This is a genomic window from Microcella sp. (assembly GCF_046293215.1).
Lineage (GTDB): Bacteria > Actinomycetota > Actinomycetes > Actinomycetales > Microbacteriaceae > Microcella.
In genome coordinates this window covers 48,968-66,594 of sequence record NZ_JBKBPI010000002.1, presented here as the reverse complement: position 1 = coordinate 66,594, position 17,627 = coordinate 48,968, and the positions used below count along the sequence as shown (strand labels likewise).

Genomic DNA, 17,627 nt, shown 5'->3' with positions numbered 1-17,627 from the left:
ATCTCACCGCGGCGGGAGCACTCCGATGCTGATCAGCGCCTCGGCCAACTCCGCGCCGTTGGGAGCCTGAACCCACGGTGCTCCGCGATGCGGAACGTCGGCGTTGCGCCGGCCGCCAGCGAACACGGCCTCGGGCGTGGAAAGTTGTCGAATCGCGACGGCCTTGACGTTCTGCGGGTGTGAGTCGAGGAAGGCCTGGTAGAGCTCCTCATCGTGCTGGCCGTCGTCGCCGACGAGGATCCACTGGATATGCGGAAACTCTGCGGCGAGCCGTTCGAGGCTCGTTCGCTTGTGGTCGCGCCCACTGCGGAAGAGGCGATCCGTTGTTGGCCCCCAGTCGGTGAGCAGCAGGGTTCCGGTCGGGTAGAGGTGTCGCCCCATGAATCGCTCAAGCGTCGGCGCGACGTTCCACGCTCCCGTCGACAGGTACACGACGGGTAATCCGGCGTGGGCCGCAACGATCCGCTCGTACAGGACGGCCATACCGGGAACAGGGCGCCGGGCCCGCTCGTCGAGCACGAACGTGTTCCAGGCCGCGAGAAACGGTCGGGGCAGCGAGGTGACCATGACCGTGTCGTCAATGTCGGAAACCAATCCGATGCGAGCCTCGGGGTCGATGATGTCGACGGGGGCATCAACGGCCTCGCCGTCCTCAGCCTGCAGCGTGATCGTGTGCTCGCCCGGTGCAAATCCCATGTCGATCGGGAGGTCGACATCGACGACGCCTCCACGGTCGGCCCGCACCGCGACCTGGACACCGCCGATTGTCACCGTCACGGTTGCGTGCGCAACGGGGATGCTCACGAAGCTGCGCCATCCACGGATGCGCGCGCGTTGCGACCGCGAATCCCGCTTCGGCTTGGTCAACAGCACGCGGCACAGCACCCGAACCCAGCGGTCGGTGCCGTATCCCCGGTAGGGGATGATCACGGGAGTGAGTCCCCGCCGCCGCGCGCGCCGCTCTCGCCACGCGTGGAACGAGTCCTCTAAGCGCGCAGCGCGTCGAGCCCACGGCCGGTCGGGCAGCGGAACGTCGGGGGTCACCTCGGCCGTCACGGTTTCAGTCTTGCAGAGGCGGGTTCGTGCTGTCGGATCGGGGCGCGTCCGCGGGGAACCCAGACGGGTAAGTGCATCCCGAGAAACAAAAGATTCCCGACACGCAACGAAATTTTTCCTCCCGTGCCGCAAATGGGGGGCTAACATGGGTCGTGGTCATCGAAAGGACTCCTCACGTGTCGAATCTCGAACTCTCCTCGAGCCTGCTGGCCGGGTCAGCGTTGATCCGCAACGAGCCCGTGCAGGCCCGCAGTACCGCCCGCCTCGCCGCCCTCCTTGATGCCGCGGCAGCGGTCATCGACGAGATCGGCTACGAGCGACTCACGACCGCCATGGTCGCTGATCGCGCCGGTGCCTCCATCGGCACCGTGTACCGCTACTTCCCCGACCGCATCGCGGTGCTGCAGGCGCTCGCCGCGCGCAACTCCGAGCGCCTCGCTGCCCGTCTCGCCGATGAACTCGACCCCGAGCGTCACGAGAACCCCGCGGCAGCGATGCACGGCGTGCTGACCGCGGTCGCCGACCTGTTCCGTCGCGAGCCGGGGTACCCGTCGATCCGCGTCGGCGACGTGCTCGACCTGCGTCCGCCGGTGTCCGCCGAGACGGCGAACGGAGCGGTGGCATCCATGATCACCGACGCCTTCATCGCCCGGTTCGGCGTGCGCGACTCTGCCGAATTGCGCGGCGCTGTTGCGACGGCATACGAGCTGATTGATGCGTTTGTCGCTCGCGCGTTTGCCCGCAACCGCGACGGCGACAAGGCTCTGCTGGCCGAAGCCAGCCGCGTGCTTGACGCGGTCATCGACGGCAAGCTGTAGCGCGCGTCCGTTCTCCGTCGGGCCCCGAACGATTGCTCGTTCGGGGCCCGACGTCGTCTGCGCGGGCTGGCATGGTGTCGACAATCGTCTGGTAAGCCGCTCCGAATCCTGCGAAATCAGCGAGCGGCGGTGCGGGCTTCCTGCTTGACTGGGAGCGTGCTGGGTGCGCGCTCAGCGCGCGCACGACCGCCCGGCCCGAGGAGGCACAGCGCATGATCGAGTTCCGCTCCATCGAGAAGGTGTTTCCGGACGGAACCCGCGCCGTTGACGACTTCAGCCTCGTGATCCCGTCGCGCAAGACAACCGTCTTTGTCGGGTCATCGGGATGCGGAAAGACCACGCTGCTGCGGATGATCAACCGCATGGTCGACGCGACCGCGGGCGAACTGCTCATCGACGACGAGAACGTGTCGACCATCGAAGCGGTGCAGTTGCGCAGGCGCATCGGATACGTCATGCAGAATTCCGGGCTCTTGCCGCACCGCACCGTCATCGAGAACATCGCCACCGTGCCGCGTCTCACGGGCGTGTCGAAGCGGGAGGCCCGTGCGCGAGCTATGGAGCTGATGGACACCGTGGGGCTCGACCGGACGATGGCCGACCGCTATCCGGCGCAGCTCTCCGGCGGTCAGCAGCAGCGCGTTGGCGTGGCTCGTGGGCTCGCCGTCGACCCGAACATTCTGCTCATGGACGAGCCATTCGGAGCGGTCGACCCGATCGTGCGCGCTGAACTGCAGCAAGAACTGCTGCGCCTGCAGCGCGAGCTGGGCAAGACCGTGGTGTTCGTGACGCACGACATTGACGAAGCCTTCCTGCTCGGCGACCAGGTCGTCATCCTGGAAAGGGGAGCGCGGATCGCGCAGAGGGGGACACCCGAGGAGATCCTTGCAAACCCCGCGAGCGACTTCGTGGCGTCGTTTATCGGGGCGGATCGCGGCAAGCGCGCGCTGAGCATCCGAGAGGTCAATGGTGAGCGCGTGCTTGTCGACGGTGACGGCAATGTCGCGGGACGTCTTGCGGAGTCGGGCGCGGCGTGAGCTGGCTGCTCGACAACCTCGAGCTCATCGGTCGTCTGACCGGTGAGCATCTGCGGCTGAGCGCGATTCCGATCGTTCTCGGCTTTCTGCTGTCGATCCCCCTCGGGTGGGTCGCCTACCGCTACCGTCTGACGCGCGGGCTCATCCTGACGCTCGTCGGGCTGCTCTACACGATCCCCTCGCTCGCGCTCTTCGTGCTGTTGCCCGCCATCATCGGCACGCCGTTTCTCAGCGAGGCGAACGTCGTGATCGCGCTCACCATCTACGCGGTCGCGATCATGTCTCGCTCGGTCGCGGATGCGCTGGGCAGCGTCGACCCGGACGTCAAGCAGGCGGCAACCGCCATCGGTTACTCCTCTCTCCGGCGCTTCTGGGCGGTGGACTTTCCCCTTGCCGGGCCGGTGGTCCTCGCGGGGCTTCGTGTGGTCGCGGTGAGCACCGTGAGCCTGCTCACCATCGGCGCCGCAATCGGTATCGACACGTTGGGCTACCTCTTCACGAACGGCTACCAGCGCGGAATCATCGCGTCGGTGCTCACTGGCGTGGTGGTCACCGTCGCTATCGCGCTTGTCCTTGACCGGGTGCTGGTGGTTATCGGCAGGGCCCTCATGCCCTGGACTCGAGCGTCGAGCACGTCCGAACGGTCCGGCGTGACTCGCGCTTTCATGACCGCGCGGAAGGTGCCGGAGGCGGTGCCGTGAACCTCTTCGCCGACGCATTCGCATGGATTCTCGACCCTGGCAACTGGGAAGGGCGCAATTCGATTCCCCAATTCATCGGTGAGCACCTCTGGTACACGGCGCTCGCAATGGTTCTTGCGAGCGCCATTGCGATTCCTCTGGGCTGGTACATCGGGCACACGGGTCGTGGTCGGGACATCGCCGTCGCCACCACCGGCGCCGCGCGGGCACTGCCCTCGTTCGGGCTGCTCTTCCTGTTCGTGATGATCGGCGGCGTCGCCAATCGAGACAGCTCGGTCGTGATCGTGCTCGCGTTGCTTGCGATCCCGCCCATCTTGGCCGGGGCGTATGCGGGCTTCGAGGCGATTGACCGCCGCGTCATCGACGCTGCTCGCTCGATGGGGATGACGGAGCGTCAGATCGTCGCGCGAGTCGAGATCCCGCTCGGCCTTCCCCTGCTGTGGGGCGGGCTGCGCAACGCGGTGCTGCAGGTCGTGGCGACAGTGGTGCTCGTCGGGTTTGTCCGAAACGCGACCCTCGGCTATCCCATCGTGCAGGGCATCCAGATCAACCGATTCGATCAGATGCTTGGTGCGTCGATCCTCATCATTGTTCTCGCCCTGTTACTCGACGCAATCTTCGCGCTGCTCGAGCGATACGCGACGCCCGCCGGCGTCCGCGCCGGCCGAAACCGAGACCACCGCACGTCGTCGACCCGGCGACGCGCGGCCGGCGGGATACGACCCGCCTCCACCGAGAAAGAAAAGAGTGTGTGATGTTCACAGCAAGGAACAAGGGCCGGTTCGCGCTCGTCGCGGCCGCGGCTGGGGTGTCATTGGCCCTCGCAGGGTGTGCAACGGGCGATCCGCTCGACGACACGACAGACCCGACCACCGAGCCCGCAGAGCCGGGCACGAGCGAGTCGATCACCGTCGGCTCGCAGGCGTACTACTCGAACGAGATCATCGCCGAAATCTACGCGCAGGCTCTCGAGAACGCTGGCTTCGAGGTGAACCGCCAGTTCAACATCGGCCAGCGTGACGCCTACATTCCGGCGCTCGAGTCGGGCGAGGTCGACCTCTTCCCCGAGTACACCGGCAACCTGCTGCAGTACTACGTGCCGGACACCGAGGCGACTCAGTCGGACGAGGTCTACGCCGAGCTGCAGGGCGCCCTGCCCGACGGTCTGCAGGTGCTCGACCAGTCGAGCGCCACCGACCAGGACAGTTACAACGTCACCGCCGAATTCGCGGCCGAGAACAACCTCGTGACGATCGCCGACCTCGCCGGCGTTGACGGGCTGATCCTCGGCGGCAACCCTGAGCTCGAAGAGCGTCCGTACGGTCCGAGTGGCCTTGCGGAGGTCTACGGCGTGGAGGTCTCCTTCGACGCGACCGGCGATGCGACCGTCGACGCACTGCTGCAGGGTGTCGTGAACGTCGCCAACGTCTTCAGCGCTGACCCGCGTATCGGTGAGAACGACCTCGTGACCCTGGAAGACCCTGAGGGACTCTTCCTCGCCTCGAACGTCGTGCCGCTCGCGAGCGCCGATCTGCCTCAAGAGGCTATCGACGTCATCAACGCCGTCAGCGCGGCGCTGACGCCCGAGGGCCTTGTCGCCATGAACGTGCAGTCGACCACAGACCAGCTGTCGCCCGCCGCGATCGCGACCCAGTGGCTGACCGAGAACGGCCTCATCTAACCGAGAACGGGCATCCCGAATGAGCGGGGCGGGGCGCTAAGCGCCTCGCCCCGTCGCCGTCTCGCCGTCGCTCTCGTCACCGTTGCCGTCCGCGTTCGCGCGATCAGGGCGGTCGCGCCCGACCAGCAGGTGCTTGGTTTGGTGGTGCATGTAGCGATCGAGCACGCGTTTGACGGCGTACATGAGCACGAGGAAGCCGCCCAGAATGCCGGCGAAGACCCATGCCGCCCCGCTGAAGCGCTCCGATAGTTCTCGGTAGCCATCGGCGGCGCCGTAGCCGGCCGAGACGTAGAGAAACGCCCACACGACGCTCGCGGGCGTGAGCCAGGCGATGAAGACCCGGTAGCGCAGGTGGCTCATGCCCACGAGCAACGGCGTCAGCGAGCCAAAAACCGGCAGGAACCGCGACACGAACACGGCGATGCCGCCCCTCTTGTCGAGGAAGTGCTCCGCCCGCAGCCAATTGTGTTCGCCGATCCAACCGCCGAGCCGCGAGCGGCGCAACCATGGGCCGAAGTGTCGCCCGATCGCGAAACCGATGCTCGAGCCTCCCAGCGCGCCCGCGACCACGACGGCGACCAGCGAGAAGTACTCGACCAGGTTCTCTACGCCCGTGCTGGCGATCAAGACGACGGTGTCGCCCGGCACGATCAGCCCGATCAGGACGCTCGTTTCGAGCAGGATGAAGACCCCGGCGATCAGGGTCCGCAAGACGGGGTCGACGGCCGTGACCCAGTCGAGAAAGCCGTCGAGCACGTCGTTCACGAACCCGAGCCTAGCGACCGGGCATCGACGGGTGCTGGACTTGTTCCCGTCGCGAAAGTGGGGACTTTCGGCCCGTGTGCGACGGCGGCCGTCGTTCCTAGCGTGGAGGTACCACCCCCGCTCCCTACGCCCACGGCAGGAGACCTTGCGTGCTCGATTGGCTTGACCCCCTACTGCTCGCCCGCTGGCAGTTCGGCCTCACCACCCTGTACCACTTCCTCTTCGTTCCCCTCACGATCGGCATGGTGCCGGTCGTCGCGATCTTCCAGACCGCCTGGGTGCGCACGGGCAACCTCCGGTACCTGCACCTCACGCGCCTGTTCGGGAAGATCTTCCTCATCAACTTCGCCATGGGCGTTGTCACGGGCATCGTGCAGGAGTTCCAGTTCGGCATGAACTGGAGCGACTATTCCCGCTTCGTGGGTGACGTCTTTGGTGCGCCTCTGGCCATGGAGGGTCTGCTGGCGTTCTTCCTCGAGGCCACCATGATCGGTCTGTGGATCTTTGGCTGGGACAAGCTTCCCGCGAAGCTTCACCTCGCGACGATCTGGCTCCTGGCCGTGTCGACAACGCTCAGCGCCTACTTCATCCTCGCCGCAAACGCCTTCATGCAGAATCCCGTCGGGTTTGTCATCAACGAGGAGCGCGGTCGAGCCGAACTGGTCGACATCTGGGCGGTCCTGACGAATCCGGTGGCGCTCGCGCAATTCCCCCACACGATCTTCGCGTCGATCATGTTCGCCGCCGTCGTCGTTGTCGCCGTCGCGGCGTATCACCTCTCGAAGGGCCAGTACATCGACGAGATGCGCACCGCCCTGCGCTTCGGTCTCATCACGAACATCGTCATGTTCGCCGGCGTCGCCATCTCGGGCGACCAGCTGTCGATCATCATGACGCAGACGCAGCCGATGAAGATGGCGGCCGCCGAAGCCCTGTACACCACGACCGCTGGCGCATCCTTCTCGGTATTCAGCCTTGGCACCCCTGACGGGTCGAGCGAGATCTTCTCCATTCGCATCCCGTACCTGCTGTCGTTCCTGTCAACGCACGACTTCTTCGGCACGGTCGAAGGCATCAACGACCTGCAGGCACAGTACGAACAGCAGTTCGGCCCCGGTGATTACACGCCGATCATCTGGGTCACGTACTGGAGCTTCCGGTGGATGATCGGCCTGGGTGCCCTTTCGGCTCTCGTCTCGATGGTCGGCCTGTGGGTCACCCGCGGCGGTCGCACCCCGGAGGGATGGGCGTGGAAGGTCGCCATCTGGTCGGCGCCCCTGCCGCTGCTGGCCAGCCTCATCGGATGGATCTTCACCGAGATGGGCCGTCAGCCGTGGATCGTCTTCGGCCTGATGCTCACCGAGGACGGTGTCTCTCCGGGAGTCGCGGGGTGGGAGGTGCTGCTGTCGCTCATCGCCTTCACGCTGATCTACGGGGCGCTCGCCGTCGTCGAGTTCCGCCTCATTGTTCGCGCCGCGGTCGATGGCCCGAAGGATTGGGCGAAGTATGGCGGCGCAGACGGCTCGACCGATGGCCCCGTTGACCCCACCAAGCTCGCCACCGTCTACTAATCGGAAAGACTGGATACCCCTCCCATGGACCTCGCGATCCTCTGGTTCGGCATCGTCGGATTCTTGTTCATCGGCTACTTCGTGCTCGATGGCTTCGACTTCGGCGTGGGTATGTCGATGCCGTTCCTCGCCAAAGACGACACCGATAAGCGCATCCTGATCAACACGATCGGTCCCGTGTGGGACCTCAACGAGACGTGGCTCATCGTGGCCGGCGCATCCCTGTTCGCCGCATTCCCGTTCTGGTACGCGACGCTCTTCGACGGCTTCTACCTCGCGCTGCTGCTGATTCTGCTGGCGCTCATCGCTCGCGGCGTGTCCTTTGAGTACCGACGATTGGGCAAGAGTCCGCAGTGGACATCCCGATTCGATCTGATGATCATCGTGGGTTCCGCCGTGCCGGCCCTGCTGTGGGGGGTTGCGTTCGCAAACATCGTGCAGGGTGTCGCGATCGATGAGACGGGTACCTTCACGGGCACGCTGCTCGATCTCCTGAACCCCTACGCGCTGCTCGGCGGCGCAACGACGCTGCTGCTGTTCTTCACCCACGGGGTGCTGTTTGCGGCGCTGAAGACCGACGGCGAGCTGCGCGCTCGCGCCCGCTCTCTCGCCACGCGATCGGGCATCGTGACGATCCTCGTCGCCGCGGCCTTCCTCCTCTGGACCGTCGGACAGCACCTGTCGTCGCCGCATCTGCCCGTCATCATCACGCTCGCGGCGAGCGCGGCAGTGACGCTGGTGGGTGGCTGGCTGGCGAACAGTCTCGCCCGCGAGGGCTGGGCTTTCGGGTTGACCGCCGCAACGATTGCGCTCGCCGTTGCCACGATCCTTGCCGCACTGTTCCCGTACGTCATGCCGTCGACGACGGACCCCGCATACAGCCTCACGATCGAGAACGCCTCGAGCAGCTCGTACACGCTCCAGATCATGACCTGGGTCGCCGTCTTCATGATGCCTCTCGTCCTCGCATACCAGTCGTGGACGTACTGGGTCTTTCGTCGTCGCGTTACCCGCGAGCAGATCCCCGTGGCGGCAGCGCCCTGAAACCCCTCGATTCGCGATTACTCCGCACCGCGCGGGCGGCCAGGATGCTCCTGGTCGCCGGCGGGGCGGTGGCCGTCGCGCACACCCTCGCTGTCGTGGCGTTCTGTTGGAGCGCAGCCACGGCAATCGCCGCCATTGTCGCCGGGGAGTCGATCGACAGCCTCGCCGTACCGGTCATCGCCACCGCTCTGGGCGTCCTGGTACGAGCCGTCACACAGGCGGGACTGGATGTTCTCGCGGCGCGCGGTGCCGCTCGAGTGAAGTCCCAGTTGCGCACTGCCGCGGTGGAGGCGCTCGACCGCGGCGGCCTCGATGCGGTGACCGCGCGCTCCAGTGCTCGCACTGCCGTGCTGCTCGGTCAGGGCCTCGACGCGATGGACGGCTACGTCGGCAAGTACCTGCCCCAGCTGGTGCTCACGGTCGTGGCGACGCCACTCGTCGTCGCGGTTCTCGCACTCGCCGATCCCGTCACAGGCATCGCGGTGGTGCTGACTCTGCCCCTCATCCCGCTGTTCATGATCCTGATCGGGCTCGCGACCCAGGCGATGCAGCAGCGGCAGTGGGAGGCGCTGGGTGTGCTCGCGGAGGGTTTCCACGAGGTCGTCCGCGGCCTCCCCACTCTGACGATCTTCGGCCGGCAGCACCGACAAGAGTCTCGCATTCGCGACATCACCGAGCAGTATCGGCGACGGACCATGCGCGTGCTGCGGCTGTCGTTTCTCTCCGGGTTCGCACTGGAACTCGCGGCGAGTTTGTCCGTCGCCGTGGTCGCGGTGTCGATCGGAATTCGCCTGATCGACGGTGACATCACGCTGGCTCTCGGGCTGTTCGTGCTCATGCTCGTGCCCGAGGCCTACCTGCCCCTGCGTCAGGTTGGGGCTCAGTACCACGCTGCTACCGAGGGCATCGCTGCCGCAGACGATGTGCTGAACGTGATTGAGCGTCCCGCACGCGCTCGGCCGACAGCGGACATCCCCGACAGGCGGGGCGCCGTGCTCGCGCTCGAGGCTCGTTCCGTCACGGTCGAGCGTGACGGCGTGCCATGCCTGCACGCGTGTGACGTCACGGTTGCGCCCGGCGAGATCGTCGCGGTTGTCGGGCCGAGTGGCGCCGGCAAGTCGACCCTGGTGGCCGCGATCCTCGACTTCGTCGACCTCCGCGAGGGCAGCATCCTCGTGGGGGGCTCAGCCGCGAATCGCCGCGACCGGATTGCCTGGGCGCCACAGCGGACGACCCTCATCGGCGCGACCGTCGGCGATGCCGTCACTCTCGGCGACCCGGAGGGTGATCCGGAGCACCTTCGGGCCGCGCTTCGACTTGCCGCGTGTGACGTCGAGCCGACCGCGCCGCTCGATGCATCGGGCGGCGGGTTCTCGGGCGGGCAAACGCATCGGGTGGCGATCGCCAGGGCCGTTTATCGCGCTCTCCGCCGGCAGACTGCCCTCATCGTGCTCGACGAGCCGACAGCCGCCCTTGACGCCTGCACGGAGTCGCAGGTCATCGATGGCCTTGCCGAACTCGCGGCCGACGGCTTCGGCATTCTCATCGTCACTCACCGAACCGCCGTTGCTGACCGCGCCGATCGCGTGGTGACCGTGCTCTCGCGGGAAGCGGAGGCCCGCGCATGAGCGGCCACGCTCGCGTCGCCGAACGCCGCGCGATCCTCCGAGCAGCGACGCCGCGCGGCCGGGCAGCATTCGCATCGCTGGCCGGGGGAGTGCTGGCGAACCTGTCGGCCGTCGGACTTCTGGCGACCTCTTCCTGGCTTATTGCGCGCGCCGCCGAACAGCCGCCGATCCTGTTCCTGGGGTTCGCGATCGTGGGTGTGCGCGCGTTCGCGCTCGGGCGGGCCGTCTTTCGCTACCTCGAGCGCCTAAGCGCGCACGATGCCGCGTTCCGAACCCTCGCCGAGCTTCGCGTCGACGTGTATCGACGACTCGTACCGGTCTCGCCAGACGGCGTTCGCGGGGTGCGCGATGGCGAGCTGCTCTCGACGGTCGTCCGCGATGTTGACACCCTGCAAGATCAGCCGCTGCGTGTGCGCCAGCCGCTGGTCACGAGTGCCATCGTGGTGGGCCTCGCGCTCGTCGCGGTGTCGTTCGTGTCGATCGCCGCGGCAACCGTGCTCGCTGCCGTTCTCGCGCTCACAACGGCTGCGGCCATCGGACTCCTCACCCTGGTGAGCCGTGAGGCAGAGCGCCGAATCGCCCCCCTGCGGGGTCGCTACGCCGCCGCGGTGCTCGACTATCTCACGCGGTGGGAGGAACTGGTCGCCTTCGACGCTGACGAGGCGGCCCGTCGTGAGTTGACCGCGATCGATCGTCATTTGCTGCGCGCCCAGCGGCGCCAGACGCTCGCCGCGGGCTTCGTCGGAGCCGTCTTCACGCTCGGCGCCGGTGTCAGCGTGGTGGGCACGCTTCTCGTTGCCTCGCCAGGGGTCGCGCTCGGTGACATCACGGGCCCACAACTGGCGATGCTCGTCCTCGTTCCGCTCGCCGTCGTCGAACTCATGGCCGTTCTTCCCGGTGCCGTGGCCGCCCGCTGGCGAGTGAACGCCAGCGCCGACCGCCTGAGCTCGGCAATCCCCGCGTCGGTCCCCGCGGAAATCCCGACGCCGCCGCCCTCTCCTGTCCCGATTCCCGCGGGCCCCATCGCCGTGCGCATGCGTGACGTCTCCGCTCGCTGGCCGGGCGCGACGTCCGACGCCGTCTCAAGAGTCACGTTCGAGCTGCGGGGCGGCGATCGCCTGCTCGTGACCGGACCCTCTGGTGCGGGCAAGACCACCCTGGCCCACGTGCTCGTGCGCTTCCTCGACCACACGGGGCAGTACACGATCAACGGCGTCGATGTGACCCGCGCGCATCCCGACGACGTCCGACGCCGCGTAGTCCTCATCGAGCAGCGACCGCATCTGTTTGACCAGTCCATCCGGCAGAATCTGCTGTTCGCCGATGACAGCGCCGATGACGAGCGACTGACGACCGTCCTCGAGCGGGTCGGCCTCGCCGAATGGATGCACGCCCGCGGCGGCCTGGACGCGCCGGTCGGGGAGCGCGGTCGCCTCGCTTCCGGCGGCCAGGCCCAGCGGCTCGCGCTCGCCCGAGGGCTGCTCGCCGAGGCGCCGGTGCTCGTGCTGGATGAGCCGACCGCGAACGTCGACGCTGACCGCGCCGATGCCCTGTTGCGCGACCTGCTCGGGGCCGCAACCGGCGCCGACCGCGCCGTCATCCTGATCTCCCACACGCCCGTCGACGACTCTCTCATCACCGCCCGCCTCGCGCTCTAGGGGAGCGCGGTGAGCGCTAGAGTAGGCGTGCCACCGCCACCGATGTCGGACCCCAAAAGGAAGGCACGCACACGAAATGGTGCGCACAACTGGCCCCGCCCCGAGCTTCACCACGAGCGACGACGGAGTTCCGATCTACCGCCCAGGGATGAACGAAGATCCCGACGCCCCGCGCCCTATGCGCACCGAGAGCGATTCGCTCGGCGACATGCCGGTGCCCGCAGACGCCTACTGGGGCATTCACACCGCTCGCGCGCTCGAGAACTTCCCCATCACGCGGCGCGCGCTCTCGAATCATCCGAACCTCGTCATCGCCCTCGCCATGGTCAAGCAGGCCGCTGCGCGGGCAAACCGCGATATCGGCACACTTGACCCCGACAAGGCCGAGGCCATTGATCGCGCGTGCCAAGAGATCATCGATGGCTCACTGCACGAGCAGTTCGTGCTCGGAGTGCTGCAGGGTGGTGCGGGCACGAGCACCAATATGTGCGCGAACGAGATCATTGCGAACCGCGCGCTCGAGTTGCTCGGGCACGGAAAAGGGCAGTACGAACACCTCAGCCCGCTCGATGACGTCAACCGCAGCCAGTCGACGAACGACGTCTACCCCACGGCGATCAAGCTCGCCATGGTGTTCAGCCTGGCTCGGCTGCTCGACGAGCACCGTCTGCTCATCGAGTCCTTCCGCGCGAAGGGGCGTGAGTTCGCCGAGATCCTGAAGGTTGGTCGAACCCAACTGCAAGACGCCGTGCCCATGACTCTCGGCCAGGAGTTCCGTGGTTTCGCTACCACCTTGCAGGAGGACGTCGACCGCCTGTCCGAAGTGATCCCGTGGCTCAATGAGATCAACCTGGGGGCGACGGCCATCGGCACGGGAATCACAGCAGACCCGCGTTACGCCGAGCTGGTGCGTCGCTATCTGAGCGAGATCGCCGGCTACGAGATGGAGACGGCGCCCGACCTCATCGAGGCAACGAGCGATACCGGCATCTTCATGACCCTGTCGGGAACGCTCAAGCGCGCCGCCGTCAAGCTGTCAAAGATCTGTAACGACCTGCGCCTGCTGTCGTCAGGTCCGCAAGCGGGGCTCGGCGAAATCAACCTGCCGCCACGGCAGGCCGGCTCGTCGATCATGCCGGGGAAGGTCAACCCGGTGATCCCCGAGGTCGTGAACCAGGTGGCGTTTTCCATCATCGGTGCAGACGCCACAGTCACCGCCGCCGCCGAGGCAGGCCAGTTGCAGCTGAACGCGTTCGAACCCGTGATCACCTCGAGCATCATGCAGTCACTCGCGTGGATGACCAACGCCTGTAGAACTCTGCGCCTGAACTGTGTTGATGGCATCACCGCGAACACCGACCGCCTCGAGCGCATGGTCGAGTCGAGCGTCGGGGTTGTGACGGCCTTGACGCCGTACATCGGCTACAAGACGGCAGCCGCGCTCGCCTACGAGGCGCTCGCCGGGGGAAGTTCGGTGCGCGAACTGGTCATCGAGCGCGGACTGATGGATCCCGAGCTCGTGCACAAGGTGTTGTCGCCGGGACGACTGTCGGGCGTCGTGCCGGCGACCGGTGCCATCACGCTGCCCCCGGCGCCCCGTAACGAGTAGGCGCAGCGCGCGCGGCGAGTTACCCGGCGGGTCGCTCGTCGTCGAGCGCGATGTCCGGGTCCGGTTCGGGCTCGACCCGCTCCTCAGGGTCCAGCGTCGGAGGCGGCAGCACGGTGTCGGCGTCGTCGTCGACATTGACAACGCGTTCGTCGTCGAGGTTCGGCTCGTACTCGCGGTCCATGATGGTCGTCCCTTCGTCGGTCGCGTACGGCGTGCATCCATTCTGGTCGGATGCTCGGGCCTCGGCCAGGGGCGTTCGTCCCGTCTCCGTCGGGGCGGCGCGCTAGCCTCACCCGTGTGACGGATTATTCGCGAACACCCGACTACACGGCCACCGGCGTGCACAGGGTGGTGTCCCCTCTCGGGGGTGCGCCGATCGAGGTGCGGGCGGAGACGGGCACCTCGGTCGCGCCGGCCGCCCCGGCTCCCCGCGGCGGCCGACGCCCGGGCGCGGGGCGGGTACTCCTGGCCGTTCTCGGCTTCACGGTGCTCGGTCTCGTCTCACTGTTCGTCATCGCCTACCTGGTGAGCGGCCTGGGGGCGACCAGTGTGATCATCGCCGCGATCCTCGCGCTCGTGCCGCTCGGCATCGTGTTCTGGGGCGTCCGCTGGATCGATCGCTGGGAGCCCGAGCCGCGAGTGGCCTTGGCGTTCGCGTTTCTCTGGGGCGCTGGGGCGAGCGTGTTCATCGCGCTGGCGGTCGATGCCGAAATCCAGTCCATCGTGGCGGCGGCCGGCGGTCCGGGCGCGGCGGCAGAGTTTCTCGGAGCGGCCGTCCAGGCGCCCATCGTGGAAGAAGTGGCGAAGGGGCTCGGGGTGTTCCTGCTGTTCCTCGGCGTGCGGCGCCGCTTCGACGGCCCGGTTGACGGCATTGTGTACGCCGCCGTCGTGGCCGGCGGTTTCGCCTTCACCGAAAACATCCTCTACTTCGGGGTCGCGTTCGTCGAGGGCGGGCCCCTGGGCGAAACGTTCTTCGTGCGGGGGCTGATGTCGCCGTTCGCGCACGTCATGTTCACGGCGGCGATCGGTCTTGCCCTGGGCTTCGCGGCCCGACGCGGTGCTCGCTTCCCCGTTTTCGCCTTCGTTGTCGGACTCATGCCCGCCATCGCGTTGCACGCGTTCTGGAACGGAGCGCTCTTTTTCGTGGGCGACTTCTACGGCTACTACCTGCTCGTACAGGTGCCCATGTTCGTCATCGCGGTCGCGATCGTCTCTCTGTTGCGTGCGCAGGAGGGTCGAGTCATCGGTGAGCGCCTCGCCGAGTACGCGGCCGTCGGGTGGTTCCACCCACAGGAGGTCGCGATGCTGGCCAGCAGGAGTGGCCGACGCACTGCGGAGCGCTGGGCTCGCAGCGTCGGCCTGGGGCCGGTCATGCGCGACTTCATTCGCGACGCGACGTTGCTTGCCTACGCTCGACAGCGCATCATCGGGGGCCGCGACCAGATCGGTGCCCAACTCGACGAAGCCGAGCTGCTGCACCGCGTGAGCGCCGCGCGGCACGCGCTCGCCGCACCCGGCGTGCGCGCTTCCTAGCCGCACGCCCGCACTCTCTCGGGCTTAACAGACTCGCCGCCCAGTGGCGGGGCGATGCCTCCGGCGCTCCTGGGCGGCGAGTTGAACTGCTTCCATAGTGCGCCGAGTTGGCGGGCGCGTCAAGGGGTCGACACGGTTCTCCCTACCCCCACGACGGGGGCACGCGACCGGTCACGCGCCGTCGATAGCGTTGAGCGTTGATGGTTGTCGGTGAAACGACGACGCCGTACCCGTGAGGAGGGGGAGCCGGGCGTGGAGAACTGCGTGCGCTGCCGGGCCGTCCTTCGGGTCGGGGTTCGGTTCTGCACCCAGTGCGGCGCACCGTTTTCGGCACCGCCCAGCGCTCCACCGGCCTCGGCGCCCGCGCCCTCGCCTGTCGCCTCGTCTCCTGACCCGAGCATTCCGACCGAGGTCGCGCTAGACACCGTTGTCGTTCACCAGGCAGAGCTCGACCGGGCAACGGTCGCCGCACCCCAGGCCGTGGCAATCAAGGAACGCACACCCCGTCAACGCACCTCGCACCGACTTCCGGCGGAACGAAGCTCGGCGGCGACGTGGGCCTTCGTGACCGGTCTCGCCCCGTTCGCCTCGTCGGTGATCGGCAACATGGTGTCGGCTCAGGCTGGTGCGCAATTGGCGACGGGCGCCGGTTCGCTCGCGGTCGTGCTGGGAGTGCTGACCCTCGTCTTCGTCGTGAACGCCGCCTTGTTGACGGTCTGCGGCATCACGGCGAGTCGCGGAATTCGCGAAACAGCCAACGGCTACACGAAGGGCAGAGGCCTGGCGATCGCTGGCATGACTCTCGGCGCCATCAACCTCGTGCTGTGGCTTGCCGGTCTGGTGGTGAGCGTTACCGCGCTCGGCCCCTTCTTCGCCTGATCAGGCTGCACCCAGGTTTCTCCCTGCTACCTGCCAGCGCAGACCGCATCCAATCGTCAGGTTGCGGCGGAAATGTTCAGTGAAGGCAATTCCGCCTGACCCCCGATCTTGGGGACTCGTCCCCGTAGGGGAACCACAGTAGGAGGAACAATGCGTAACCGAATTCTCGCGGGCGTGGGCGTTGCCGCTCTCGCCACGGTCGGCCTCGCGGCACCCGCGAACGCCGTCTCTGACACCACCGCCGACGTTTGGGTCGTGCACGCCGTTCCCGGCGCCACGGTTGACGTGTACTTGAACGGCGACCTGCTTCTCGAGGGATTCGAACCCGAGACTGTCGAGGCTCTCGTTGACGTGGATCCCGGCAACTACGTCGTGGACATCGTGCTGACGGGTGAGCCCGCTCCCGCGGAGGGCGAGGGGCTTTTCGGCACCGGTGCTGCGGGTGTCGACGTTGAGGCCGGCGTGAGCTACACGCTCGTCGCTCACCCGGGTCTTGAAGAGGGCGAACTCCTCCTGAGCCCGTTCGTCAACAACATCAGCGAGCTCGCGGCCGGCGACACCCGCGTCACCGCACGCCACACCGCGAACGCGCCCGAGGTTGACATCCTGGCCGACGGCGGAGCGATCTTCGAGGGTGTGTCGAACACCCAGGGCGCTGACATCGACGTTCCGGCTGGCACCTACACGGTGGGCATCGCGCCCGCTGGCAGCACGGATGCCCTGTTCGAGGCAGACCTGGACCTCGCCGCTGGAACCGCGTACTTCGTGCACGCTTTCGGCGACACTGACGACCTCGGTGTCGTCGTCTTCACCATCGATGGCCTGGGTGCCGCCCCTGAGGGCGTGCCCGCTGGTGGTGCTGGTCTCGTCGCTGAGGGCGGTAACGGCGCTCTCCTGGGCGGTGCGGCTGCTCTTCTGATCGCGCTCCTGGCTGCCGCGGGTATCATCGCCCGTCGTGCGACCGTTTCGAGCAAGTAAGTCTGAGCAAGCAACTCACATGACAAGGGGGCTGGCGGCTACCGCACTGGTGGCCGCTAGCCTCCTTTTCGTTTCTGGATGCGCGGAACCCGAGTCAGCGGCAACTCCACCGGTCCCTCAACCGACGGAGGAGTTACCAGTCGCGCAGCCTCTGCTGTCAGGGGAAAACCGAGCGTCATCTCTTGAGGATCTCCAAGACAACAAGACGATCGCCCCGGTTTCGCTTACGTATCCCGCCCGCGGCATCGACATGAGCGTCGTTGGAGTCGGCGTTGATGATCGCAATTACATGGAGATTCCGGTCAGCATCTATGAAGCTGGCTGGTATCGCTTCGGACCTGGACCGGCAACCGCGAACGGCGCCACCGTTATCGCTGCTCACGTGGACATGCCGAACCAGGGGATTGGGCCGTTCGCAAACTTGCGCGACGCACAAGTGGGCGAAGAGATCACCGTGGTCGACGAGAACGGAACGACTCACACTTATCGTGTGGTGAAGGTCGAGCGCATCGAGAAAGCCGAGGTTCCGCTCGACCAGGTGTTCACGACGCGTGGGGAGCCGACTCTTGTCTTGATCACCTGCGGTGGCGACTTCGACTTCAGCGCCCAGTCGTACACCGACAACTACATAGTTACCGCGGAAAAGGTGTCGTGACGGGTTCACCCGCT

The 17,627-nt window shown here is 66.8% G+C and carries 17 protein-coding genes; 14 read left to right on the top strand and 3 right to left on the bottom strand.

The features are described 5' to 3' along the window. Positions 1 to 3: 3 nt before the first annotated feature. Complete coding sequence (locus ACK4SC_RS02325; protein WP_409614454.1) at positions 4 to 1,056, bottom strand: App1 family protein; 1,053 nt, start codon at positions 1,054 to 1,056, stop codon at positions 4 to 6. A 176-nt stretch (positions 1,057 to 1,232) separates the two neighbouring features. Between ACK4SC_RS02325 and ACK4SC_RS02320 the strand changes: the two genes are divergently transcribed. The 5 genes from ACK4SC_RS02320 (at position 1,233) to ACK4SC_RS02300 (ending at position 5,293) form a co-directional block, all read left to right on the top strand. After that, on the top strand, positions 1,233 to 1,874 hold the full coding sequence (locus ACK4SC_RS02320; protein ID WP_409614452.1) for a TetR/AcrR family transcriptional regulator: 642 nt from the start codon (positions 1,233 to 1,235) through the stop codon (positions 1,872 to 1,874). A 212-nt stretch (positions 1,875 to 2,086) separates the two neighbouring features. Further along, positions 2,087 to 2,911, top strand: coding sequence for an ABC transporter ATP-binding protein (locus ACK4SC_RS02315; protein WP_409614451.1), 825 nt, complete (start codon positions 2,087 to 2,089; stop codon positions 2,909 to 2,911). Then, on the top strand, positions 2,908 to 3,612 hold the full coding sequence (locus ACK4SC_RS02310) for an ABC transporter permease (protein ID WP_409614449.1): 705 nt from the start codon (positions 2,908 to 2,910) through the stop codon (positions 3,610 to 3,612). Before ACK4SC_RS02315 ends, ACK4SC_RS02310 begins: the two co-directional genes overlap by 4 nt. Further along, positions 3,609 to 4,367 carry an ABC transporter permease gene (locus ACK4SC_RS02305; protein WP_409614447.1) on the top strand — a complete coding sequence of 253 codons (759 nt, stop codon included), beginning with the start codon at positions 3,609 to 3,611 and terminating at the stop codon, positions 4,365 to 4,367. Before ACK4SC_RS02310 ends, ACK4SC_RS02305 begins: the two co-directional genes overlap by 4 nt. After that, positions 4,367 to 5,293 (top strand): ABC transporter substrate-binding protein, encoded by a 927-nt coding sequence (locus ACK4SC_RS02300; protein ID WP_409614446.1) that lies wholly within the window; start codon positions 4,367 to 4,369, stop codon positions 5,291 to 5,293. Before ACK4SC_RS02305 ends, ACK4SC_RS02300 begins: the two co-directional genes overlap by 1 nt. A 36-nt stretch (positions 5,294 to 5,329) precedes the next feature. Here ACK4SC_RS02300 and ACK4SC_RS02295 read toward each other — a convergent pair whose 3' ends face one another. Then, complete coding sequence (locus ACK4SC_RS02295) at positions 5,330 to 6,058, bottom strand: DedA family protein (protein ID WP_409614444.1); 729 nt, start codon at positions 6,056 to 6,058, stop codon at positions 5,330 to 5,332. 149 nt (positions 6,059 to 6,207) lie between these two features. On the opposite strand from ACK4SC_RS02295, the gene ACK4SC_RS02290 reads away from it, so the two are divergent. From ACK4SC_RS02290 to ACK4SC_RS02270, 5 genes are all read left to right on the top strand, one after another. Continuing rightward, the gene (locus tag ACK4SC_RS02290) at positions 6,208 to 7,629 is read left to right on the top strand and encodes a cytochrome ubiquinol oxidase subunit I (RefSeq protein ID WP_409614442.1); all 1,422 of its coding nucleotides are present in this window, start codon (positions 6,208 to 6,210) and stop codon (positions 7,627 to 7,629) included. 24 nt (positions 7,630 to 7,653) lie between these two features. Beyond that, positions 7,654 to 8,673, top strand: a complete 1,020-nt coding sequence (gene cydB, locus ACK4SC_RS02285) for a cytochrome d ubiquinol oxidase subunit II (protein WP_409614440.1) — start codon at positions 7,654 to 7,656, stop codon at positions 8,671 to 8,673. 44 nt (positions 8,674 to 8,717) lie between these two features. Then, a complete protein-coding gene (gene cydD / locus ACK4SC_RS02280) occupies positions 8,718 to 10,301 on the top strand; it encodes a thiol reductant ABC exporter subunit CydD (protein WP_409614439.1) in 1,584 nt (527 codons plus the stop codon). Continuing rightward, a complete protein-coding gene (gene cydC / locus ACK4SC_RS02275; protein WP_409614437.1) occupies positions 10,298 to 11,959 on the top strand; it encodes a thiol reductant ABC exporter subunit CydC in 1,662 nt (553 codons plus the stop codon). Before cydD ends, cydC begins: the two co-directional genes overlap by 4 nt. Positions 11,960 to 12,107: 148 nt before the next feature. Further along, positions 12,108 to 13,568 (top strand): aspartate ammonia-lyase, encoded by a 1,461-nt coding sequence (locus tag ACK4SC_RS02270; RefSeq protein ID WP_409614836.1) that lies wholly within the window; start codon positions 12,108 to 12,110, stop codon positions 13,566 to 13,568. A 19-nt stretch (positions 13,569 to 13,587) separates the two neighbouring features. Here ACK4SC_RS02270 and ACK4SC_RS02265 read toward each other — a convergent pair whose 3' ends face one another. After that, positions 13,588 to 13,749, bottom strand: a complete 162-nt coding sequence (locus tag ACK4SC_RS02265; RefSeq protein ID WP_409614435.1) for a hypothetical protein — start codon at positions 13,747 to 13,749, stop codon at positions 13,588 to 13,590. Between the two features lie 116 nt (positions 13,750 to 13,865). On the opposite strand from ACK4SC_RS02265, the gene ACK4SC_RS02260 reads away from it, so the two are divergent. The 4 genes from ACK4SC_RS02260 to ACK4SC_RS02245 all read left to right on the top strand — a co-directional run bounded on the left by ACK4SC_RS02260 (position 13,866) and on the right by ACK4SC_RS02245 (position 17,613). Next, positions 13,866 to 15,101: a PrsW family intramembrane metalloprotease gene (locus ACK4SC_RS02260; protein WP_409614434.1), complete on the top strand. Its 1,236-nt coding sequence runs from the start codon at positions 13,866 to 13,868 to the stop codon at positions 15,099 to 15,101. 564 nt (positions 15,102 to 15,665) lie between these two features. Beyond that, positions 15,666 to 15,980, top strand: a complete 315-nt coding sequence (locus tag ACK4SC_RS02255; RefSeq protein WP_409614432.1) for a hypothetical protein — start codon at positions 15,666 to 15,668, stop codon at positions 15,978 to 15,980. Positions 15,981 to 16,130: 150 nt separating this feature from the next. Further along, a complete protein-coding gene (locus tag ACK4SC_RS02250) occupies positions 16,131 to 16,958 on the top strand; it encodes a DUF4397 domain-containing protein (protein ID WP_409614430.1) in 828 nt (275 codons plus the stop codon). A gap of 19 nt (positions 16,959 to 16,977) precedes the next feature. Beyond that, positions 16,978 to 17,613, top strand: a complete 636-nt coding sequence (locus ACK4SC_RS02245; RefSeq protein ID WP_409614429.1) for a class F sortase — start codon at positions 16,978 to 16,980, stop codon at positions 17,611 to 17,613. Positions 17,614 to 17,627 lie beyond the last annotated feature (14 nt).